Origin of the sequence: Leptospira mayottensis 200901116, assembly GCF_000306675.2 — a bacterium.
GTDB lineage: Bacteria > Spirochaetota > Leptospiria > Leptospirales > Leptospiraceae > Leptospira > Leptospira mayottensis.
Genome location: NZ_CP024871.1, coordinates 877,501 through 899,980 on the forward strand (window position 1 = coordinate 877,501; position 22,480 = coordinate 899,980).

A 22,480-nucleotide genomic window follows, 5' to 3' on the forward strand; every position below is an offset into this window, starting at 1 on the left:
GTTGTGTATCCGAGAAACACTCTGATCACGAGAGAGGTCGGACAGAAAATCGAAAACTTAGGCTACGATAAGATCCGAGTTCGTTCTCCTCTGACTTGCGAATCCAAACAAGGGGTTTGTATCTGCTGTTACGGTATGGACATGGCGAGACTCATTCCTGCAGAAATCGGGGAAGCGGTGGGAACTATCGCGGCTCAGTCCATCGGTCAGCCTGGAACTCAGTTGACGATGAGAACCTTCCACATTGGTGGTGCGGCGTCCGCAAAAGTTCAAGAGAAGGAACACAAAGTTTCTTACACGGCGATTATCAACAACATCAACGGACGTTTGATTACGAACGAAAAATCACAGAGTGTATTTTCTCGTCGCGGTTCGATCGTAATCCAAAGATTGATCCAACAATACAAAATAGAAGAACTCTCCAACTTACGCGTTGAAAACGGACAGAAAGTTGACAAGGGAGAATTGGTGGCTACTTCTCCGAACGGAGAAAATATCACCTCCGAAATGCCGGGAACCATTCATATCGAAAAAGGTCTTTTCCGCATCTTGGGAGAAGAAGCCGTGATTCCAGTGAAAACCGGAACTGTCGTCAACGTAAAAGTAAACGATATCACGACTCCAAATCAACCTCTCGCAGAGTTCGACCCTTACAACGAAGTGGGGATTTCCGAGATCGACGGAAGTATTCAGTGGATGGATCTGGAAATCGGTAAGAACGTTAGAAGAGACGAGGACGTCAAAACATCTAACATTCTTCTGAAAGTAATCGAACAAAGAAGAGAAAAACTCAACCCGAGAATCACGGTCATTTCCGGAAGCTCAAGAGAAGAATACTCGGTTCCTGTGGATGCGATCATTTCCGTTCAAGACGGGGACAAGGTGAAAGCCGGAGACATTCTTTTCAAAATTCCTACGGTCGCTGAAAAAACTCGGGATATCACCGGGGGACTTCCAAGAGTCGACGAACTTTTTGAAGCGAGAAGACCTAAGGATGCGACCACTCTTGCTGAAACGGACGGTAAGATCGAAATTAGTGGTGAGATCGTAAAAGAAAAACGGATTCTTTATATCCATCCGGACAATCCGGATCAGGAAAGAGTAAAGGTTGCGATTCCGATCGGTAAACAGATTCGGGTTCGTAATGGAGACTTCGTGAAGAGAGGAGACCAGATCGACGACGGTAATCTCGATCCTCACGATATTCTCCGAGTCAAAGGCGTGACTGCGCTTCAAGTGTATCTCGTTCAGGAAGTCCAAGAGGTCTACAGGCTGCAAGGGGTTCATATCAATGATAAACACATCGAGGTTGTGGTTCGTCAGATGCTCCGAAAAGTTCTGATTACCGACTCCGGAGATACCGGTTTCGTAAATCAGCAACAAATCGACAGACTTGTGTTTAACGAAGAAAACAAAAGAGTGATCGCGGAAGGTGGTTCTCCTGCGGATTCGGTTCCGATTCTTCTCGGACTTACAAAAGCATCCTTGAACACGGAATCCTTTTTTTCGGCGGCTTCCTTCCAGGAAACCACCAAGGTTCTTACCGACGCGGCAATCAAAGGTAAGACCGATAACCTGATGGGTCTCAAAGAGAACGTCATCATCGGTCATATGATTCCTGCGGGAACCGGAACGAAGAAATATAAGGATATCGCGGTTTTCAAATCCACTTATGGGGATCTCGATCGTCCTCTCGAAGAAGAAGAGGAAGAAGAAATCCCTCAAGCGATTGCGGACGATTCGGATGAATGAAATACAAAGTAGGACGTTATAGGTTTTTATTTTGTGCGAGTCCGCGAAACTTTGGTTATCGAAAAAGAAATATTTGCGACTCTCTCTTTCAAAATCAAACGAAACAGAGAGTCTTGGTAGATGGAAAGGGCCAAGTTCCGAGGGATTTTACCTCTTGAGTTCAGCCTGATGAGAATGATCGTCATTCACTTTACAAATCGAGAGTGTTTGACGATCTGGTAAAAACGATCTGAAATTTTTTTAGAGAAGGATATTCATGCCAACAATCAGTCAATTGATTCGCCACGGCAGGCAAAAGCAGAAGAAGAGAACGAAATCTCCTGCGTTAAAAAGCTCTCCTCAAAGAAGAGGAGTTTGTACGAGAGTAATGACGTTTACTCCTAAAAAACCGAACTCGGCTTTGAGAAAAGTCGCAAGGGTTCGTTTAACGACCGGAATCGAAGTTACCGCATACATTCCCGGTGAGGGACATAACCTTCAGGAACACAACGTGGTTCTGATTCGCGGCGGAAGGGTAAAAGATCTTCCTGGGGTTCGTTATCATATCATTCGCGGAACCCTCGACACCTTGGGTGTGGATAAGAGAAGAAACGGTCGCTCCAAATACGGTGCGAAACGTCCTAAGGCTTAATCGGGAGAATTGAATCATGTCTAGAAGAAGAGGAAAAGTCGAACCACGGAAAATCACTCCGGATCCGGTTTACAACGACGTTCAAGTTGCGAAGTTTATTAACTGCCTAATGTTAAGTGGTGGTAAATCCGTAGCTGAGAAATTATTCTATGATGCGCTTGAGATCATTCAGAAAAAAACAGGTAACGATCCTTACACTACTTTTCGGGAAGCATTAGAAAATGCTAAACCACAAGTGGAAGTAAAGTCCAGAAGAGTGGGCGGGGTTACGTACCAGGTTCCGATTGAAGTCCGTCCTGAAAGAAGACTGGCTCTCGGTATTCGCTGGTTGATTCGTTATTCCAGAGATAGAAACGAAAAGGGAATGGCTTCCAAACTGGCTGCAGAATTTATTGAGGCTCAAAAAGGTACCGGTTCGGCTATCAAGAAAAAAGAAGATATCCGGAAGATGGCAGAAGCGAACAAAGCGTTCAGTCACTATCGTTGGTAAGAATAGTTCTATAGGTTTCGGAAATCGAAACCTATTTCAGATCGTAAAAGGAGAGGTTCGCCTCTCCTTTTTTATTTGTCGAGCGGTGTATAGAGGACGACTCGGTTAATGAGCAGAGGAACGTTGTGAGTGGTTCGTAAGCGGAGTTGGAAAAGAGAACGAGACTCATCAAGGAATGCTGTGTAAATAATGTTCTTTAAGAAGAATCGAGATTCAATTGATCCCCGAAAATAATTTGTAATAGTTAGAAGTTAATCTTACACTCCGTTCTTGTTTATAACGAAAATTGTAAGTTGTCGAGATACTTATTCTTAGCTAATTCCTTCGTGTCAAGGAATGTTTGAATCGGAGTTTTACCAAAACAATACTTGCCTTGATGCGTACGTTCGTAGTTTTGCGCTGTATGTTAAATAAAAATCTATACTTGTATACGATGTAACGCTAATGTCGGAGATTTTATTTGAATAATTGTTTTACCACAATTTCAAGCTATTCGGTTATTTATTGATAAGTGAAAGGTAAAAATTTGACCGCAAGATATTATATAAACACTAATATATTCGGAAAACTTATAAAGGATAAAAGTTATTTCGAAGTCTTTTCAATTGAGATCAACCGGTATAATGAATTTCCTAATTTATTATCCATTTATTTTACATTTTCAATAATTGAATATATTGGTATTAAAGTTAAAATCCAGTTGTTATATGTTGTAGTTACCCCCAAAAATCATACAGCCAATGTTAGTTCTTTTTCTATAAATTCTTTCGGCGACATCATTTGCAATCCCTTATGTGGTGCGAAGGAATTATAATCGTCAATCCAATAGTGCGCTGAACCTTTGCAATCGACGGTTCGATTTTTTTATCAGTAACTTTTGTTTTTTGTTCATTTTCCTTTTTTTCTCTCAAAAAAAGGAAAACGCATTTCAGGCAAAAGACAGGAGTTAGAAAAAGTTGTCATGGAAAATGACAATGAGCAAATGTATATGAGTTCCAAATTCCACGAAAACTTATCTCAAAAATAGTCTTTAAAATCATATGAAAGTTCGGCCAGAAAGAAGTTTTTGAAATAAGAACCCGTCTCAAAACCTTAAAAAAATATCTCTAAACGATCCAGCAAGTTTCTAAAAAACGTGGGAGTTCCTACAGATTACTCACATTGGCGATTTTTCCTGTCGTTTAAGATTGTAGTAATTCCTACATTTTGAAGTTTTGAGACGGGCACTAAGTTCCAAAAACTTCTTATTCATGAATTCCTAATCACGCAGATTTTTTTTTCTTGTTCGGAAATGCGATAAACTTCAAGTCTTTGCGAGAGTTTTTCAAAGAATTCATAGTTTGTAGATATAACCTTTTGATTACGGAATGGTTCCAGCTGAACCAACGAGAAATTTCATCGTACGTATAAATCATCTCGACTCTCAAAAGTTTTTTCCTAAGTTTTTGTTTTGCCTTGGAAGAAAAACTCGCAGCGTTCTCCCGTTTGGAAAAAAGAATTTGATGAGACACTTCCATCCTTTCCAAAAGGGCCAATTCTTGGCTTCGAGCCATAAATCTTTTCTCCATTCTTTCCTTTAAAAAATCCTGAACCGAATTTCCGGATGCGGAAAGAATACTTTTCAAAAGTAGAATCTCCTTTCTTTCTAGAAACAAATTATGTTTTAGTTTAAGTATCAGAACACCTCTTGGATCAAGAGTTCGTAAAATTTCTCGCAGGAAAATTCTATCCTGAGAAAGCTCCATACTATAATCAGGTTCGTAAACGACCGATCCAGGCAAGCCGTCCGGTTCCAGAAAGAGTGGTTCCGTTTTTGAAGATTGAATTTCCTTTTTCCACTGATTCAATATGAGATGCTTTAAAAATACGATAGCATACGCGGAAAAATTTTCGAATCCTCGGGTCTCGTAAAGTTCGGAAAAATATTCCATTTTCTGAATGAACTTGAGCAAAACCTCGTTCCGTCCGTCCTCGCTTAAAGAATATTTACGAACCGCGATTCTACGAATCCAAAAGTAAGCTTGCTCTATCAAAGCTTTCGAATCGCCAAAGTTTTTGTATTCTAAATAAGAATTTATGAATATACGATCCAATTCTGTTTTTTGTTGCATGACTGAAAAAAATCCGTATCAAGCCTTATTTGTCCAAGTTTTTATAGGAATCCTTATTCTCCGGTTGATCAAAATCGGACCTTACAAATCTAAAATTTCTAATTTTTTGATTGGAAAACGGATTTAGGAGAGATACACTCCTTGCGAAGAGAAAAAATATGCAAAGATTCATCAAAAAAATCTTAGTCCCCGTAGACGGTTCGGAGAGTTCCAAAAAGGCGCTGGAAGTGGCAATTGCAATCGCAAAAGCGGCAAACGCAAATCTTACGGTTTTAGAAGTTATTGAAGAATTCGGCCCTCTCCCCGGTTATTACGAAAAAGCTCCCGAAGGAAAAGATAGAGTGAAATGGATTTCGGAACAAAGATTCGAAAAGATTCATTCTCCTTTGGATGAGTTCCCCGATCTCAAATGGGATCGTCTGGTCCTGGAAGGTTATCCCGCGGACACGATCGTGGAAACGGCTACAAAAGGGAATTATGATATGATTGTAATCGGTTCGAGAGGTCTTTCTGCAGTGGGAAGATTTTTAGTGGGTTCGGTTTCGGATCGGATTGTTCATCACGCGACTTGTTCGGTTACGGTCGTCCGCTAAAACTAGGCGGGTAATACACCAGGATTGAATTCCGGTCCCGGTAAAAGTGTCACCCCTGGAAGATTTTTCCAATCGGGATGATCTCCGATATGTCTATATCTATGTTCCCATACGATACGATCTCGAACCACAAGAAACACTCCGGGCATCTGCAATGTGTTGCTTCCCGGAATTCCATAAAAATGTCCCTTGAGTGCGGCTCTTGCAGTTCCAATCAATACTTCGGGACTCGCAAGTTGAATTATGTTGGCGGTTTTTAGCTCCAAGTCTTGATAGAATTCCGTTTCGGGATCGGAAACGACACAAGCGTCTTTCCAAACTCCTTCAAAGAATCTTTCACAATCTCCTAGATTTCCCGGAAAAAAAAACAGGATTGGTGGAAAAGAAAGACAGGTTTCGAAAATTTTCTTAAGATCGGCAATCGCCTCCCGGCTGAAGATACATCCCGAATGTCTTAAAAATACCAAAAGACTGAGACAAGGGGGTAAACAGGGAAGAATTGTCTTACTCCTTAGATGAATTCCGACCGCTTCTCTTATTTCGAAACTTTCCGGAAGAAACTTCATGCCTACAAGTATGCCTCCTTAAATTCCTTTGTAAATCGATTGATTTCTTTGTTTTCGAAAAATTAATTGCTCTGCATGGAACTACTCACACTCGATAAAGTTGTCGCAATTCTGACCCTTACCCTGATGGAAATCGTTCTTGGAATCGACAATATTGTTTTTCTTTCGATCGTTTCCGGTAAACTTCCCAAAAATAGACAAAATCAAGCAAGAAATCTCGGTCTCACCTTGGCTCTGGGATTTAGAATCGGCTTGTTATTCGCAGTCAGTTGGATCGCATCCTTGACAGTGCCTCTTGTCACAATCGCCGATTTCGTAATCTCAGGCAGGGACTTGATTATGCTAGGAGGAGGTCTGTTTTTAATCGCAAAGAGTACGAGTGAAATCCACGGCAAAGTGGAAGGAATCGAAGAGGAAAAGCCCAAAAAGGAAAAAATTTCTTTCTGGGGGGTAATCCTTCAATTGATTCTTCTCGATATCATTTTTTCCGTAGATTCGATCGTGACCGCGGTCGGGCTCTCAGGTCAGTTTCAAGTGATGGTAGCAGCGGTAATTCTTTCGATGATTGTTATGCTCGTTTTTTCCGGAACGGTCAGCGATTTCATCAACGAACATCCTACGATGAAAGTTTTGGCGCTTTCGTTTCTGATCATGATCGGAGCGATGTTATTTGCAGACGGGCTTCACTTTCACATACCGAAAGGATACGTGTATTTTTCCATGGCCTTTTCACTTGGTGTGGAATTGATTAATATGAGAATTCGCAAGGCAAATGCTAAGAGACAATGATGCCCGCTTTTCGATTCCAGTAAGACCACTGTAGATTATAGAAAGGCGCGAATGTTTTTTTAGGCCGATTTTTACTCAGTTCGATTAACAAATTCTCATCCCAAAACCTATATTCTTGAAGAGCCATTTTAACGGCTCTTTCACTCAAAGAATCCAAACCTTTCGAAGGGGTTGGATTCTTTTCCAACTTTTTCAATTCCCGGAACCATTCTTTTTCCAAAGCGGCAATCCGAGGTTGCACGAGTCTTTTCGCATCGGGATAAAATCGCTGGATCTTTCTGTAGAACTTTTCGTGGGTCCACCAAAGTGAAGTATCCAATTTAGAACCGGGTTGTTCAAAACTCTTTTCTAAAAAACTTATTCCTGAAAAACCAGCTGGCAAATAAAAAGAAATGGAAGGAATCGAAGTTCCGGTAAACCAAAAACGGTTTTTAGAAAGATTCGGTTTCAACTCGGCGACTAAAGAAGCGGTAGTACCGTTAGGTGTAATCGGACCAGTGGCATGAAGACAAACCGAGCCCATATCCGAGGAAGAAGGATAAAAGTCCGCCATTTGCAACGGTTCTCCTTCCGTTCTGAGAATCTCCGTCGCGGCATGTACGTCTAAATTCCCTTTTTTGAATGCCCCCATCGTTCTGGTTTTTTCCATTCTCGTTCTACACTTGCTGAAAAAAGTAAAAAAAGAATCCGAGAACGCTTTGCGAAAAGAGAATGTTTCTCCTTTTTTCACCCAATCCTTTTTGGAAGCGAATTCGATCGCTTTCGGATGAATCGCGTCGTAATCGTCTTCCAAAGTCAGTCCGTTGGAAATCGAATAAAAACCTTCGATCCTTTTCCAAGCCCAGAACTTTCCGGCGGTTTCCAATACGAACGCATTTCGAAAATCTGCGATCAAAAAACTGTTATGGTAGTAAAAAGAAGAATTCATATAACCGCCGCAAGCATCCTGACCGAATCGTTCTAAAAGTTGAAGAATCGTTTCTCTCGCAGTCTCGGCGTCTTTACTTCTTTCCAAAGCGAGACGCAATAGGTCCATTCCAGTGAGTCCTTGGTTCTTTTTTTCAAAAGGGATTTTTGTAAAGACCGCTTCGTTTCCGATCACGACTCCGGAAGCGTTCGCTCCCATCTCCGCTCCCCACATCTGAAAAGGTTTGGAAAGAATGATTTCCTGAGTTTGTTTTACTCCGGGAACTTGTATATAAGTACAGAAAGTTTCGGCTTCCCGTAAGTGCGGTAGAACTCTCAATAGAGCCTGGGCCTCGTTAGGCTCCCTGTCCGAATTCTTTCCAAAGATCATCGAACCATTTCCGGTAAAAGATGGCGTGGCGACAAATGTATCACACATGATGCGTGAAATTCCTTGTAAGGAACGAATTGGCAAGCTGTTTTTGCGTAATTACAGAACTTTACACGGATACTAAAAAGGGGTCTCCATTGAACTTTAGAGTCTATCCCAAAACCTAGTGTTAAACTTATTGTTCAAGTACAAGTAAGTTTAGAGATAAACTTGGCGAAATCGTATCTTCTCGACCTACAACAAGAACCAGTAGTATGAAAATGCAATTATCACGGAAAGGTAGCCGATTATATAAATCCAAAGCCTGTGTTTGTACACGAATTGAAATAGTATCGTATCATAGACATGATTGGAATTTGGAAAAATATCCTGGTTATTTGGGGAATTGTCCGAAAGCCCGGTTTTCCATGAAGCTATCACTTTCGTAAAATCTTTTCCGAATGAGCTTTTCGGAATGAAATTTTCAAAATGGAACATTTTCGCTTTCTCCTGACAGAGATCGCAATCCCTAATATGATTTCTAAAAAAGATCGGAATTTTCTTTCCAGAATATAAGTTTTCCTTAATGTATTCATCTTCAAAACATATACCGATAGGCTCCATCGTCTTGGATCTCCTTCATATTTTTTTAGAACGTTTTTTGATTTTATTTTGTAGCGGAATACTTTTATGATCTTCCAGAAGATAAGGAACCGCAATTTTAAAAAATGCGGGAAATAAGAGTATTGTAAGAGCCGTCGAGATGGACAATCCTGCGACTACCGTCACAGCAAGGGGTCTCCACAGTTGGCTTCCTTCTCCCGAATCCAAGACGGACGGAAGTAGTCCCAGGACCGTGGTTATGGTTGTGATCAGGATTGGACGAATTCGCTCTCGGATTCCTTCGGTTAATAATTCGTCAATTTCGTAATATCGATTTGATTTCAATTTTTCTAAAAAAGTCTCCACAATTAATATCGAATTGTTCACGGTAATTCCGGCCAACATAACGAAACCGATATATACGGATATATTTAAGGACATACGAAACACAAATAAAGTTAAAATTACTCCCGCTGCCGAGAATGGAATGGTAAGTATGATTAGAAACGGAAGTAAAAAGGACTCGAATAAAGATGATAAAATACAAACGATTATGATAAAGGCCAAAATGATTAAATGGATCATCTCGGTTTTACTCTCTTTCAGTTTTTTGTAATTTCCGGTCATTTCGTAATGATAATTTTCCGGAAAAGAAATTTTTTTTAAAGCGGCTTCAATTTTGATAACGGCCGAACCGGTATCAATATCGCCTAACTTAGCGGTGAGTCCATAAGTTCTTCGTTTATTTTTTCTATAAATCCTGGATTCTGCTTTTTCCTTTTTGATCGAACTAAGTTCAATCAAGGGCGTTTTCGAGAGAGAAGAGGGAATTGCGACTCCAAAAACCGACTCAGGACCTTCTCTGTCTTCCTCGGAAAATCGGACTCGAATGTCGATCTCCTTATCTTTATCGTAAAATTTAGTGGGAATAGAGCCAGTATATGCAGTTTTCATAAAGTTTGCGATTTGATTGGGTAGCAATCCGGATTGTGAGGCTTTCACTTTATCGATAGAAAACGTGATTTGATCTTTTCCTTCTTTAAAACGAAGGGCAACTTGCTGAATTCCGGGTATCCCTCCTACTTCTTTTGCAGATTCTTTGGCTAATTCTTTGATCGTTTCAGCTTCGTCTCCTATAATTTCAATATCGATTTCTTTTGACCCTTCTCCGGCACCGGATTCGGTATAAAATACAAATGCGTTCTTTAGCTCGTCTGTTTCCTTTTTTAGTTCGGTTATAACGTCATTGGCTGATTTACCTTCCCGGGAAGAAACGGGTTTTAACTTTATCATCAGATCCGAATGCCATTTTTCAACTTTGGAGGATACTTTTTCCACGTTTGGATTATTTTCGATTACCCTTTCCACATTCTTTGTGATCAAATCAGTCGCATCAAGGTGGGTTCCCGTTTCTACTTCCAACGAAGCGCTGATTTCGTTGGAATCGGTTGGATCAATGTATTCCTGTTTTAAAAAATAAGAAAGACAAAAACAGACTACGATGATCGCTGTGGAGTAAAGCGCAGTTTTTTTATAATGTTTGAGTAGAAACCGTAAAGATTTTGTTAAATCAAATCGGAGAAGCTCATGTTGATCCGGCGATTTGGGATTTAATTTCGTTTGATGACGCCGCAAAATTTTAAGCCAAGATAGAATCTTATGATACATTTCGGTTTCAATATAAGATTTCATTTTCGAAATATATGTAAGAACGTACTGTGGTGGAACGAGGGTTTGAAATCGGCTCTCTTTCGTTAAAATAAATTTGGCAAGAGTAGGCAGAAAAGTCAGGGATACGATTAAAGAGGTAACCAATGACGCTGAAACGGTAATTGCCAGGCCTCCGTAGAGATCTCGTAGCTCCCGGGAACTGAAAAAGATCGGAAAAAAAACGGCAATGCTAGTTAAAACGGACGCGAACAATTCCTTCGATAATCCGGAAGAGGCTTTTAAAATTCCATCTTCTACGAATCCGTTTTCGTGGTGTACAAAAAAGATACGGTCGATAACCACTACCGAACAATCTACAAGCATTCCTACGCCCAAAGCTAAACCACAAAGGGAGATAACGTTAATTCCTACGTTGAAAAAATACATCAGTCCGAACGTTGAAATAATCGAAAGTGGAATTGATACGGATACGAGAATTGTAGCGTAGAAGTTCCTTAAAAAAAGAAACAATACGACGACTGCGATTATGCCTCCCGAGATAGCGGAATCCGCAACTTTTGCGATGGCCGTTTTGATCGTCTGAGATTGATCATAGTTGATACTTTGTTGAATCCCTTCTATACGAATCGAGGAAAGTTCCTTTCGGAGTTCTTCACATAACGCTAGTGAATTTGCATCGCCAGCTTTTTGGATATAAACGGATACGACTTCTTTACCTGCGTCTCTTGCTATGTCTTCCTTTTCTCTGAATCCATCCTTCACATTCGATATATCTGATAAGTAAACAATTTGTTCCGATTTGCCGATTGTAATCGGTATTTTTCCGATCTCTTTAATTTGAATCAGCTTACCGATCACTCGTATATTGATATAGTTGTCTCCGATCAGTAAATTTCCGGCAGGAACGTCTACGTTTGCAGTTCTGATCTTGGATAAGACTTCTTCCAACCCGACTCCGGTCTGTAATAACTTACCTTTGTCTATATCTATGTTTATCTCTCTTTGAAATCCACCTCCGACGTGAATTTCACTTACTCCGTCGATTCTTTCGAACTTCTTTTTATATTTGTTCTCACCGAATTCTCTCAATTCTTTCAATTTGTATTTTTCGGATTCGAGTTTTACAATGAAGATCGGTTTGTTAGTCGGATCGTATCTGAGAATGGCGGGCTCTTCCACTTCTCTGGGAAAATTACCTCGTATGAGATCGATCTTAGAACGTACTTCAAGGGAACGATACGAGACTTTAGTGCCGGGTTTGAATATGACGTTGATTCTCGATTCCCCTTCTTCGGAAGAGGATAGTATATCTTCGATTCCGCCTACGCCGGAAATCTGTTCTTCTATCGGCTTCGTTATGATTTCTTCGATTTTACTGGGTGAAATTCCGGGATATCGAGTCAGTATGGTGATAGCCGGCGAACTGGACGGAGGCATTAACGAAATAGGCAGTCTTGGAATGGAAATCAATCCAAAAATCCCGACCGCTATAAACAACATAAACGTTGTTATATGTCTTCTATATAATAGACCGATTAAAGAATCCATTTATCTATTTCTGTTTTACGATCGAAAAATAAGCCGCCGGTATGATAACTACAGTAAAAATGGTGGAAGCCGTTAAGCCGCCTAACACCGCTAAGGCCATCGGTTCTTGAGGAGATTCTCCGCCGATTGCAAGCGCTGCCGGCAAAAGTCCTAAAACCGTAGTCAGAGTGGTATTAAGGATAGTGTCGATTCTCCGATAGATCGTAGCATATACTGCTTCTTCAACATTTTTCCCCTTATCGGCCAAGGTGAAAAACTCTATTAGAATGATCGCATTATTAACTACTAGCCCGCTTAACATGACCATTCCCATTCCTGAAACTATATTCAATGAATTGCCCGAGGATATTAAAAACATCAGGGAACCGGATCCCACCATCACGATTGATACCATTACAACTAACGGTAAAATTAAATTTTCAAACTGAGACGCTAAGGTCATGTAGACCAAAATTAATGCGAAAATACCGGCCCAGGCCAAGGCTTCGAAGGATTTGTTCGTTTCTTTTGCAATTTCGCCTGGAAGAACGGAGATGTCCTTATCTTTTTCAAAACGTGTAATGATCTCCGAAATCTTTTGTTCTATGATTTCCGCCGATTCCTTAGGAACAGCGGATACGATCGCGATTCTCTTTCCCTCTAACCGCATTATTTTACGTAAGGTTTTTGTTTGTGACACTTCCGCTATCGCGTCTAAGAAAATGTTTTTTCCGCTTGGTAAACGAATCGGAATTTCGCGTAGTGAATCGAATCCAAGTCTATCCACCGATCGAAATCGAACTAATACATCGTATTCGAAATCGTTTTCTCTAAATCTTGTGGCGATATCTCCTTTGATGGACGTTTTTAGTGTGGTCGCTATATCCTCCACGCTTAAGCCGAAGTAAGCCATCTTTTCTCGGTCCAATTCCACTTTTAATTGGGGAGTTTCTTCCCGAGCCGACGAGGAAACGGAAATCGTTTTGTTCGTTGAGACCAATTCGTTTTCGACTTCGCTTGCGATTTTACGGATGAGATTTAAATCTTGTCCCGAAATTTCCACGGAGATTCCTCCACCGCCGGAACCGAAAATACCGCCTAACACACTACCGGCCATTCGAGTTCCAATTTTAGAACGATAATTTTTTTCTATCTCCGATAGTTCCTTAGAGAATCCTATTAAAAACTTCTCGGCTTTGTTTTTATCAGAGAGTTTGACAAAGATTGAAGCTCGATTCAGACCGAAATCCCCTTTTGGATTTAATATGATATCCTTTTCCTCGTATCCGATTCTTGAAAATGCGGTTTCAACCGTTTTATCTTGAGTGAGCTTTTTTGTGATCATATCTACGACTTTTTTTGTATAATTTAGATTGGATCCTTCTGGTGAAACGATATCGATGTAGAATTCTCCCTGATCAATCTCGGTCAGCATTTCTTTCGGAATCACGATGAAAAACAAACCTGCTACAAGTACGGAACCTAACCCTACGTATACGGCGAAAATTTTCCTTCGGATGAAAAAAACTGCCATAGACGCGAAAGAGTTCCTGATTGTGGAGAGGATTTTTTCTCTGCGAATTTCGATTGCTTTCGGAAACGTTCCCACTCCTTTCGAAAAGAAATCGTATTGTGTTAAAACGGGCACAAGCGTTGCCGAGGTAAAAAGTGAGGAGATGAGCGAAAATGAAATTGTTAATGCGAACTCCCCGAAAATTTCGGCGGCGATACCTTCAACGAATAGGATTGGCAGGAATACAACAACGCTTGTGATCGTTGATCCCAGAATGGATCCGAATACCTCTTTTGTTCCTTCGATACTTGCTTGAATTGGATCCGAGACCGTTTTCTTTTTAGAAGCTATTGATTCTAAAACGACTGTTGCGGAATCGACAACCATTCCAACTCCGATAGCTAATCCGCCTAACGACATCGTATTGATCGTAAGACCGAACCCGAACATCATCAAAAAAGTTGCCATGACCGAAATGGGCACCGCGCTGATGACGACGATCGGTTCCCTGATATTTCCTAAGAAAAAGCTCAATACACAATAACAAATGATCACCGCAAGGATTCCCGCCCAGGCAACGGAAGCGATGGAGTCTTCGATCAATATCGATTGATCCGATATGATTTGAAAATGAATCTTGTCCCCGAATTTTTCGTTCAGTTCCTTGATTAAATCCCTCAAGTCGGACGCGACCGATACCGTATTTTTTCCGGATTCCTTTTTCAGAACCATAGAAATACATTCCTCGTCCATTAAACCACTGATGCTGGTTCTTTCTTTGAAAGTATCTTTTACATCGCCTACGGTCCCGAGATAAATGGGAACTCCGGCCTTTGTAACCCCAACTACCGTATCCTCAATGGAGGTGACCGAAGGGAAAAGTCCGTCGGTCCGAACTAATATTTCTTTATCTCCTTCCCTTACGTTACCGGCGGGAAATCCGAAATTGCTGGAATCGATTTGATTGACCAAATCTTGAATTCGTATATTATGAGCTTCTAATCTTCCTTTATCTACGTTAACCTGAATTTGTCTTTCAAATCCTCCGGATAATGAGATGGCTGCTACACCGTCCACGCGCTCGAAATATGGAATTACGTTTTTACGTAAAAATAGTCGAACGTCTTTCAAATCGATACCGTTTGTTTTGACTGCAATCTGCATGATAGGCGCGCTATTCGGATCGAAACGAATTACGATGGATTTTTTTACGTCCTGAGGCAGTGAACCTTTGACCAAGTCCAGTTTTTCCCTGACTTGAATCAATGCTTGGTCGATTTCGGTTCCCCATCGAAATCTTACCGTTACGATAGATATTCCCTCGATTGATTCGGATAAAATTCTGTCGACGCCTCCCACGGAGGAAAGGATTTCCTCAATGGGTTTGGTCACTAAGGATTCGATTTCCGTCGGAGCCACGTTGCTATAAACCGTTACGATCGTGAGAGACGGAAAACTTACATCAGGAAGGAGTTCCATCTTTAATTTTGTCAGCCCTACGTATCCGAACAGGACGAGTAAGAAGAATACGACTAATGTCGTTACCTTTCTTCTTAAGAAAAATTCAATCACGGACAAAATCTCATTTTGAAGTCAACTTTAAGGAGAGACTGAAAATCTGACGGAATAATCCTGTTCAAGATAATTTCCGTACAAATCCTTAGCTCCGTCTGGTCCGCCTTTTACCGTAAAGATGTAAGAGTTCGGAGATTCGGTAAGTCCGAAAATGGAAGTTTTATAGATGTTAGGCGCTGCTCCTACCTGAGGTAGAAGTAGGTAAGGATTTCCTGAATTGGGTCCGAAGTCGAAGCTCACCGAAAATTGCACGGAAGACAATACCATATTCAAATCGGCTTCGGAACAAGTATTCGACCTAAAATCGTCTCTGCAAAAGGCTATGTAAAACGCTTTCGTACCCCCTGCAGAATAATTATACGCAGGCCCTAGACCGCCGTCGTGTTGAAGCGAATTGATTACACCGTCTAACAATCGATTTGCGAGGGAATGCGCGTTACTCAGATAGATGTTCTGTACGAAAAGATACTTACTTCTAGGTCCGTTCACTTGAGTATTGTAAGTGAACGTTTTGTTCAGGCTATTTCCTTGAGCGTCTTTGACGGAATTTGTCACCTGTATCTGGTATATTTGATTGATCGATAAATTCGAATTCGGATGTATGATAAATCCGGTATTGGCTCCTCCCGAATTTTCGATTACGGTAAACGTTACTGAAGGGCTAAATGTAATTCCGGTCAATAAGCTGGAAGGTAATACGGATTCCGAAAAATCGATCATAAAATCGTCGGTCTTTTCAAAACCTCCGATGATCGTGAATTCATTCAACACAAAGTTTCCAGTATTCGTAGTGGATCTAATGTTCGTCAGAGTGGGTTGTACAAAATCAGAACCGACAGTAAATCCGATTCGATACGTCTGTAAAAGCGGATTTCCGATACTGTCTTTGATGGTATTTGGAATCGTGACATTATAAGTAGTACCAAAAGCCAAAGGTTGAATCGGTATAAATTCAAACGTCGTTCTATCCGGAGATACAATAGTAGCGGGAAGGTTGAAGGTTACAGAAGGATTTGCGGTAATTTCGGTAAGGACCAGGTTTACGTTCATTGGCTTGGAAAACCTGAGAAGTACGTGTGTGTCTGAAGTGATTCCGATGGCTCCGTTTGAAGGAGAAGTGCCAACTAACGTAGGTTCGATCGTGTCCGCATTATAATTGAATTTCAGTATAAAATCTTGTTCTAAGTTTTTGCCTTGCTTATCTTCCGCCTGAGATTTGGAAACGGTTAGGGTATAAATTCCAGGATCCGTAAGAGATACGGTGGGTTGAAAATGTAGCGTTGAACCTACCCAGGAATAACTTCCCGCAATGGTATTTTGTGAACTTTTCAGGGAAAGAGCGGATTCCGTAAACGTCTGATTCATCTCTTTGGAAAAGGAGATGGAAAGAGCCGCCTTTGGATCGGCAATCGTTTGGTCGTTCAATGGCCAGCTTCCGATCACTCTCGGAGATTCTCCGTCCGAAAATACGGATAAACCGGGAATTAAACTCAAAGGTCCTTTTCCATTGTCTATTAACTGACTACATCCGGTAAAAAAAGATAGGACGCAAATCGCGGATATCCAGTATAAAATTTTAACGAACGTTGAAGAGGTGTACTTCGTATCCTTTGATTTTTTGTTTGGCTTGTGTGTTTTCATTGTCTTTCAAAAAGGAATATAATATCGTTTGTGAGATAGTTATCGTTGATATCCCTGACTCCTCCCGAACCACCTTTCAATCGGAATTTATATTGGGTTCCGGTCGGTACGTTTTTGATTCCGAATTCGAATGATCCCGCGATGGAACAAGACGGACCACAATTGTAATTTTTATAATAAATGTTCGGAGACCCCACTCCCGGGCCGCCCGAAAAATACGAAACGGAAACCTGGTTGTAAATATCGTTGTCTCCCAAACTTTGAAGAGGCACGTTACCTGCCGTTGCGAAATTCAATCTAAATATGTAATCTTCTAAAGCGCATGCGGTCGATATTAATGATATCTTATATACTGTGGAAAGATTTGCGGGAATTACGGGAGCGTTCGCATTCCCGTCTGCAGTTGGCGCACACAATGCAGTGACGGAAAAATTGTTAATTCCAGTTACCGTTACCGGAATACTGTCGGCTACATTATCCACTTTAAAATCTACAATATAGGAATTTTCCAGCGGCATATTTCCGGTATCCGTAGCGGTCGAGTTGATTGCCAGTCTATAAGTTGCCCCTTGAGTCAGTTTATCGGTCGGGGTAAATTGAAGTAAACTTTGAGATATCCAAGTAAATTGACCTGTTATAGGAGGAGTAAACTGAATGGCATTTTGAGTTTTTGATTGATCCATTGGTTTTGAAAAAGTGATCGTCAAAAAACTATTTTTTGAAACTCCGTTGATCAACGGATTGGTAGAGGGAACGGGTTGTAGGACTGGCCAAGGTGTACTTGGAACGCTCATTCCGATATCTTGAATATAAGGATTTAAGGATGCGATTCCGGTATAAAATAAAATAGAGTAGTCCTTATCGAGAACGTTTCCGGAAGCGTTCTCGGCGGATTTTAATATTTTGAAAGTATATGTGGTGGAAGGGTCCAGGCTTTTTGTCAGCGATAGAGTGAGACGAGTCGAATCGTCATTCCACTCTTTTACGTAAATTGCGGGGCCGCCGGTAACTGAAACGGCTTCTGCTGTTTTGATTCGATCCATCGGTTCAGAAAATTGTACGTAGGGATTGGAATTCACACCGAATCCGTATACGATTTGGTTGGCAACTGGAGGATTCGATTCCGTAATAAACGGCTGAGGTCCGAATCCCGTTGTATAAAAAACGGAAAGAAAATTTTTAGCTAAAAAATTTCCCCGCAAGTCCTTAACGACGTTACGGTTGAGCCTGATTTCGTATCTTCTACCGGCGGTAAAATGAGACTTAGGAATGATTTTGAGAAGTATGTCAGAGGTCCAAATGTATCGAACCGAGCTATCTCCGGAAACGGCTCCAATTGTAATTCCGGTTTCGACCGAATTTTTATCCATTGGTTGAGAAAAAAGAACGGATACTTCTTCGTTAACGGAAACGTTTTTAGCTTCGGAGATCGGTGTAATTACAAGGACGGTCGGCGCTTCGAACTCCCCACTATTTGCAAGACCGAGGTATTTCAGTTTGTCTCCTAATTGGTTGATATCAGCGTTGCAATAAAAACATAAGAATATTAGAAAATATTGAATTATTTTTTTCATTCTGCTTTTTCGAGAAGTAGCCCTTTTTCTAAAGCCGCCTTTTCGTGTAAACCCGCAACACCGTATAGTTTGCCCAGATCTCTATGGATTTTATCAAAACCGATTTTGATCATCTTAGCGCGGTTGTATTCAATCAAGGCTTCCTTCAACATTCCTTCTTTTTCATATATTTTCGCCAAATAATAGTGCGCATCGAAAAAAGTTTCTTCTGTTTCCAGTATGTATTCGAGTTCTTGCTTTGCTTCCTTCGTCTTGCCTTCCTGTAACATGTGGATCCTTGCTATCCAAAATCGAATCGTCGAATTTCCCGGGAAACGAGTTAATCCTTTTTGAAATATTTCCTCTGATTCCTCCATTTTTCCCAAAAAAAAGAGGCTCTTACCTAACATAATTTGGGCTGGTAAGAATTCCTTATCCTCCGAAACGACTTGTCGAAAAAATTCGGCGGCCTTTTCTAAATTTCGGGAAGTGTATTCCTTTTTTCCTTTTTGAAAGGTTTCCAATTTGGATTGTTCATCCTTGCCGCATGCGTTTAAAGTGAGGATAAGAGAGGTGGAAACTATAGAGAATAAAATCAAGCCGTGATACGCTTGCTTTTTAAGTCGCATTATCGATTTGATTTTCAGATCGTTGGTAATTCCTTCAAAATTATTTTTCATATAAATCTTTCGTAAATACTTCTTTTTGAACGATGCGAACTTTGTCGTTTTGTCTCATCTTTCCTAATATGATTTTCTTTTTTTCTTGGGACAATGCTAACCTTTCTTGAATCTTAATTAGAATGGCGGTGTTTCTGAGTTTCTTTTTGAGTTCCGTCGGATTTTTTTCTTTCAGAAGTTCCTTATTTTGAGAGTAGTATTGTTCGATCAATTCGTCAGAAACTTCCACTTCATTCGAGTTTTCAGCGACTTCGAATTCTCCGGACTCTTTGGATAAATAATAAGAAATGACCGCTTTGCGGATGAAAGGCCATAAATACTTTTGAGCTTCGGCTGAATTGAGATCGGCTTTGGCGATTGCTTCGTTTAAAATGATAGTCTCTTCAATGTATCTTTGAAGTTCGGCTTCTATTTCCGGGGGCGTAACGGGTTCGAATTTCCTCGCAATATGTTTTCTTTCGAAAAAAAATTCTTTCCTGAAATTTTTTGCAGAAAATTCGGATTCGTTTAAGTAAAACAACGCTGGAGTTCCCTTCCTTTCACCGATTCGCGCCGATGAAAATTTTTCCAAGTCGATCGAACCCTTGCAGGATAGTAGGATGGAACAAAATAATACCCAAGTGATGTTTTTCATTTTCAAATGCCCAATTCTTTAATTTTCAGATACGCGTCTTTGATTTGCTGACCAAATTGAGGAGGAGCTTTCTGGATGAAGATCTCATAATTTTTTTTCGCTTCCGCTTTTCGGTTCAATCGAGTATTGATAATACCTAAATTAAAATAAATCTCGGGCATAGCTGCCGGGATTGCAGCTGCCTTTTCGTAGTAATGCAACGCTTCTGTATCTTTTTGGAGATTTTGATAAGCGACTCCCAGATTGAAATAACCTCTTTGAAAGTTCGGATCAATTTCAACCGATTTTGAAAAATAGATTATCGCCTGTTCAAATCGATCTCGTGGAATCAATGTTACACCTACGTTGTTCGCGTAATTCGGATCTTTAGGATTCAAACGATGCGCTTCCTTGAAATGTTTTTCTGCTTTTTCAAGATCATTCAATTGTAAGGCACTGATTCCAAGTGTGTTTTGTTTTTCTGCGTCATTCAAGAGTTCTTTCTCCTTCCGCTTAGAACAATCGTTTAGAATCAGTATGGAAAATAAAAAAAAACATAAAAAGACCGTATAACTTTTATTTTTCATCTTTTCTATACCCTTCCCAAATAGACAGGTAGCCGACTTAATGGAAAAAATGTCAATCTTTTGGATTCTAATATAACATTTTATTTTATTAATTTCTATTTCTTGCATTTTAACGCCATATGTGAAGTATTGGTTTTTTTAAGATCACTGATTTTTCTCATTCGAAAATATGAATATCTCTTAAAAACTATGTTAAATGATCGTTTTCAAATTTTACTCAGAATCTTTACCTTTACAGTTCTTTGTTTTGCGGCGTGTAGGCCTTCTTTGCGCTATTATCATGATATAACATTTAATGTATCGTTTTCTGAAATGGACAAAACCGCTTTAAAGGGTGGAAATCGCATTAGTATCGTTCGTTTCCTTTCCAAATCTTCTAATCAAGCGGACATAGTTTCTTCTGTCTTTTCCGATAATTTGTTATTTTTTCTCCACACAAAAGGTATTAAGGGAACGATTTCAAATCCTTCCTCTAAAATCGAAGAACCGCAACCGAACTCTAATGTTTCCATTGTTACGGCCACACAAAAAATGAATTCTGCATATCTTTTGAATCCAGAGCAGGCAAAGGAAATCTGTTCCGAGACAAATTCGGATTATGTTATCACTGGATTTGTTCATGAAACGAAAGCAGGGAATTTTTTAAATCCCGATCAGAGTTCAGGCATTATGGCGTATCTCTATAATAAAAACGGGTCTCAAGTGGTTCAAATGCAGTATATAGGGGACGAGTCGCTGGAATTATACGATAACAGTTCGGAAGTCGCGAGAGTTTTTGCGAATAAGATCGTGGAACTATTACGAAGTAAATAATCGTGGATTTTATTTAAATTTTGGGTGTGGCCCGTGTTCTCTTTTTTGTTTCTAAAATCGCTTCAATTCCAATGGATTCTGGTTTTTGTGTGTTTTGGAATATTCCATTATACGAATATTTTAGAAGCAAAGGAAAAAATTATTCTAGATATCAGTTCCGCGGAAAGACTAGGAGTCGAGAATAGTCCCGAAATTCGTTTAATCAGCTCCCAACAACAGATCAAACGATTGTTGTTGAATGAAAATTGGAGGGCTTATTTTCCCACCGCGACGGTTCGCTGGGATCGCTCCCACAATATCATATCGAATACGGATGATAGTAGAAATCAACGTTTGAGTTTGAATGTAGACCAGGTGGTATTTGACGGAGGAAGACGTTCTCTCGCTTTAGATGCCGCAATGAGCGATTTAGCCTTGGCAAAATATGATCTTCGTCTCGCTCTGAATGAACTTAGATTTAAAATCAGATCTAAATTTTATGAAGTTCTGAGTCGAAAATCGGCAATTGAAGTCTACGAACGATCCATCGATCGCCAAAAACAACAATTGGAATTGGGCAAGAAAGAACTGGAGCTTGGAGAAAGTACCGTAATCCGAATTCTGGAAGTCGAAAATCGTTTGAATGAAATCAAAATGCAGCATGAAAACGCCCGAATGGAATATAATAATCTCCTTGAGGATTTTAAAATTCTACTACGTCTTCAAGCGAGCGGCGAATTGGAATTAAAGGGAGATCTCTTAAATTCCGTGAAATATAACTTTATCCAGTTTGAAGAAATAAACTTAATTTCCTTGGCAAGAAAATATAGAGTGGACTTTGATCGGGCTAAGGCAAAGGAATTGCAGACGGAGTCTCAGCATCGTTATGCGAAATCTTTTTATATTCCTACTGTTTCTTTAGGCGGTTTTTACGGTTATTCGGGAGCCGATTATCCACCCAGACAGCCGGAGTGGGGTTTGAATTTTCGAATTTCTATGTTGATGGGTCCGAACCAAATTACCGATTCCTCGAACTTCGTTTCACGCAGGGACGATACGGATCGTTCTCTTTCCTCCTCTACTACTGTTTCGATTTACGATCAATTGAGTTATAAAAAGCAAATAGTTTCAACGGGAGTGGATGCGTATCAGGCTAAAATTGCCAGTAAACAATTGGGAGATATTATCGAAACTGAAATCAGAAAGTCTCTTAGAGGACTGAATATCAGTTGGCAGGCTATGAAACAAGCGGATGAAAATATTATAATATTTGAAAAAAGACTCAATATACAGGAACTGCAAGTAAAACTCGGGGAAGCTACTCGACCTCAATTGGCCGAAACTGAAATACGTTTTTTAGAGGCGAAAAACGCCCAAATCGGAGCCAGGTTGAAATATTTGAACGCGATTGCTCAGATGGAGCTATCGACCGGCTTAAATTTAGACGATTTGCATTTATTTGAATTACAATAAGAGGATATAGATATGAAAGATAAAAATCGTTCCACAAAACCGGA

At 40.2% G+C, this 22,480-nt stretch carries 18 protein-coding genes and 1 pseudogene (1 of these 19 cut by a window edge); 7 read left to right on the forward strand and 12 right to left on the reverse strand.

Annotation, left to right across the window (positions count from 1 at the left end; all coding sequences use genetic code 11):
- The 3 genes from rpoC to rpsG all read left to right on the forward strand — a co-directional run.
- Window positions 1-1,752, forward strand: partial view of a DNA-directed RNA polymerase subunit beta' gene (gene rpoC, locus LEP1GSC190_RS03985; protein ID WP_002748159.1) — the 3' portion only. Its footprint begins 2,457 nt before the window's first position; only the last 1,752 of its 4,209 coding nucleotides appear in the window; its start codon lies beyond the left edge, outside the window; it ends in the stop codon at window positions 1,750-1,752.
- Between the two features lie 256 nt (window positions 1,753-2,008).
- The gene (gene rpsL / locus LEP1GSC190_RS03990) at window positions 2,009-2,383 is read left to right on the forward strand and encodes a 30S ribosomal protein S12 (RefSeq protein ID WP_001142358.1); all 375 of its coding nucleotides are present in this window, start codon (window positions 2,009-2,011) and stop codon (window positions 2,381-2,383) included.
- Window positions 2,384-2,399: 16 nt separating this feature from the next.
- Window positions 2,400-2,873: a 30S ribosomal protein S7 gene (gene rpsG, locus LEP1GSC190_RS03995; RefSeq protein WP_002748192.1), complete on the forward strand. Its 474-nt coding sequence runs from the start codon at window positions 2,400-2,402 to the stop codon at window positions 2,871-2,873.
- Between the two features lie 274 nt (window positions 2,874-3,147).
- Here the strand turns inward: rpsG and LEP1GSC190_RS20980 are convergent.
- Window positions 3,148-3,267: pseudogene (locus tag LEP1GSC190_RS20980) on the reverse strand (IS481 family transposase); the annotation flags it as partial.
- Between the two features lie 868 nt (window positions 3,268-4,135).
- The gene (locus LEP1GSC190_RS04010; protein WP_002748150.1) at window positions 4,136-4,984 is read right to left on the reverse strand and encodes a sigma-70 RNA polymerase sigma factor region 4 domain-containing protein; all 849 of its coding nucleotides are present in this window, start codon (window positions 4,982-4,984) and stop codon (window positions 4,136-4,138) included.
- Between the two features lie 158 nt (window positions 4,985-5,142).
- Here LEP1GSC190_RS04010 and LEP1GSC190_RS04015 point away from each other — a divergent pair, with 158 nt between their 5' ends.
- Complete coding sequence (locus LEP1GSC190_RS04015) at window positions 5,143-5,577, forward strand: universal stress protein (RefSeq protein ID WP_002748169.1); 435 nt, start codon at window positions 5,143-5,145, stop codon at window positions 5,575-5,577.
- 2 nt (window positions 5,578-5,579) lie between these two features.
- Here LEP1GSC190_RS04015 and LEP1GSC190_RS04020 read toward each other — a convergent pair whose 3' ends face one another.
- Window positions 5,580-6,143: a SelL-related redox protein gene (locus tag LEP1GSC190_RS04020; RefSeq protein ID WP_002748191.1), complete on the reverse strand. Its 564-nt coding sequence runs from the start codon at window positions 6,141-6,143 to the stop codon at window positions 5,580-5,582.
- A gap of 75 nt (window positions 6,144-6,218) precedes the next feature.
- Between LEP1GSC190_RS04020 and LEP1GSC190_RS04025 the strand changes: the two genes are divergently transcribed.
- Window positions 6,219-6,932: a TerC family protein gene (locus LEP1GSC190_RS04025; RefSeq protein WP_002763405.1), complete on the forward strand. Its 714-nt coding sequence runs from the start codon at window positions 6,219-6,221 to the stop codon at window positions 6,930-6,932.
- Here the strand turns inward: LEP1GSC190_RS04025 and LEP1GSC190_RS04030 are convergent.
- The 9 genes from LEP1GSC190_RS04030 to LEP1GSC190_RS20130 all read right to left on the reverse strand — a co-directional run bounded on the left by LEP1GSC190_RS04030 (window position 6,919) and on the right by LEP1GSC190_RS20130 (window position 20,171).
- Window positions 6,919-8,277 carry an acyl-CoA--6-aminopenicillanic acid acyltransferase gene (locus LEP1GSC190_RS04030; RefSeq protein ID WP_036048322.1) on the reverse strand — a complete coding sequence of 453 codons (1,359 nt, stop codon included), beginning with the start codon at window positions 8,275-8,277 and terminating at the stop codon, window positions 6,919-6,921. The genes LEP1GSC190_RS04025 and LEP1GSC190_RS04030 overlap by 14 nt on opposite strands.
- Window positions 8,278-8,463: 186 nt before the next feature.
- Window positions 8,464-8,832 carry a hypothetical protein gene (locus LEP1GSC190_RS04035; RefSeq protein ID WP_002748183.1) on the reverse strand — a complete coding sequence of 123 codons (369 nt, stop codon included), beginning with the start codon at window positions 8,830-8,832 and terminating at the stop codon, window positions 8,464-8,466.
- A 15-nt stretch (window positions 8,833-8,847) separates the two neighbouring features.
- Window positions 8,848-12,030 (reverse strand): efflux RND transporter permease subunit, encoded by a 3,183-nt coding sequence (locus tag LEP1GSC190_RS04040; RefSeq protein ID WP_036048325.1) that lies wholly within the window; start codon window positions 12,028-12,030, stop codon window positions 8,848-8,850.
- A gap of 4 nt (window positions 12,031-12,034) precedes the next feature.
- A complete protein-coding gene (locus LEP1GSC190_RS04045; RefSeq protein ID WP_173380603.1) occupies window positions 12,035-15,094 on the reverse strand; it encodes an efflux RND transporter permease subunit in 3,060 nt (1,019 codons plus the stop codon).
- Window positions 15,095-15,121: 27 nt separating this feature from the next.
- The gene (locus LEP1GSC190_RS04050) at window positions 15,122-16,738 is read right to left on the reverse strand and encodes an Ig-like domain-containing domain (RefSeq protein ID WP_173380602.1); all 1,617 of its coding nucleotides are present in this window, start codon (window positions 16,736-16,738) and stop codon (window positions 15,122-15,124) included.
- Complete coding sequence (locus LEP1GSC190_RS04055) at window positions 16,735-18,312, reverse strand: Ig-like domain-containing domain (protein ID WP_002748177.1); 1,578 nt, start codon at window positions 18,310-18,312, stop codon at window positions 16,735-16,737. The genes LEP1GSC190_RS04050 and LEP1GSC190_RS04055 overlap by 4 nt, the downstream gene beginning before the upstream one ends.
- Window positions 18,309-18,971, reverse strand: coding sequence for a tetratricopeptide repeat protein (locus LEP1GSC190_RS04060; protein WP_002748165.1), 663 nt, complete (start codon window positions 18,969-18,971; stop codon window positions 18,309-18,311). Before LEP1GSC190_RS04060 ends, LEP1GSC190_RS04055 begins: the two co-directional genes overlap by 4 nt.
- Window positions 18,961-19,611, reverse strand: a complete 651-nt coding sequence (locus LEP1GSC190_RS20125) for a hypothetical protein (protein ID WP_004280995.1) — start codon at window positions 19,609-19,611, stop codon at window positions 18,961-18,963. The genes LEP1GSC190_RS04060 and LEP1GSC190_RS20125 overlap by 11 nt, the downstream gene beginning before the upstream one ends.
- Window positions 19,608-20,171: a tetratricopeptide repeat protein gene (locus LEP1GSC190_RS20130; protein WP_002748193.1), complete on the reverse strand. Its 564-nt coding sequence runs from the start codon at window positions 20,169-20,171 to the stop codon at window positions 19,608-19,610. Before LEP1GSC190_RS20130 ends, LEP1GSC190_RS20125 begins: the two co-directional genes overlap by 4 nt.
- 189 nt (window positions 20,172-20,360) lie before the next feature.
- On the opposite strand from LEP1GSC190_RS20130, the gene LEP1GSC190_RS04070 reads away from it, so the two are divergent.
- Together LEP1GSC190_RS04070 and LEP1GSC190_RS04075 are read left to right on the forward strand one after the other, a co-directional pair.
- A complete protein-coding gene (locus tag LEP1GSC190_RS04070) occupies window positions 20,361-20,984 on the forward strand; it encodes a lipoprotein (protein ID WP_036048328.1) in 624 nt (207 codons plus the stop codon).
- 33 nt (window positions 20,985-21,017) lie between these two features.
- Window positions 21,018-22,436, forward strand: coding sequence for a TolC family protein (locus tag LEP1GSC190_RS04075; protein ID WP_002763403.1), 1,419 nt, complete (start codon window positions 21,018-21,020; stop codon window positions 22,434-22,436).
- Window positions 22,437-22,480 lie beyond the last annotated feature (44 nt).